Below are 333 nucleotides of genomic sequence, written 5' to 3'. Positions count from 1 at the left end.
GGTGGCCCCCGCAGCCGCAGCGCCAGCGGCCGCTGCCGACAAAGCCAAGGCCAAGGCCCCGGCCCCTGGCGGCGGTGCCGGCAAGGTCTGGGCCAATACCAGCTCCAAGATCTACCACTGCCAAGGTGACCGCTACTACGGCACCACCAAGCAAGGCGAGTACATGACGGTGGCCGATGCGAAAGCCAAGGGCATTCAACCGGCCAAGGGCAGCAAGGCCTGCAACAGCTGATCGGCGCCGTCCCGCACCACCCCGACCCTGCGCAAACCCGCAGGGTTTTTTACGCTGCCCGGCGCTGCGCGAGCCACTGCCACCAGCGCTTGCCATAACCG

1 pseudogene is annotated in these 333 nt (G+C 67.9%); it reads left to right on the top strand.

What is annotated here, in order from left to right:
- A pseudogene (locus tag H928_RS32400) lies at window positions 1–232 on the top strand (signal peptide protein); the annotation flags it as partial.
- Between the last annotated feature and the right edge of the window lie 101 nt (window positions 233–333).

This window comes from Comamonas sp. B-9, assembly GCF_000410635.1.
Lineage (GTDB): Bacteria > Pseudomonadota > Gammaproteobacteria > Burkholderiales > Burkholderiaceae_C > Comamonas.
Note: the sequence above shows the minus strand (reverse complement) of the source record. Positions and strands in the feature narration are given on the sequence as shown.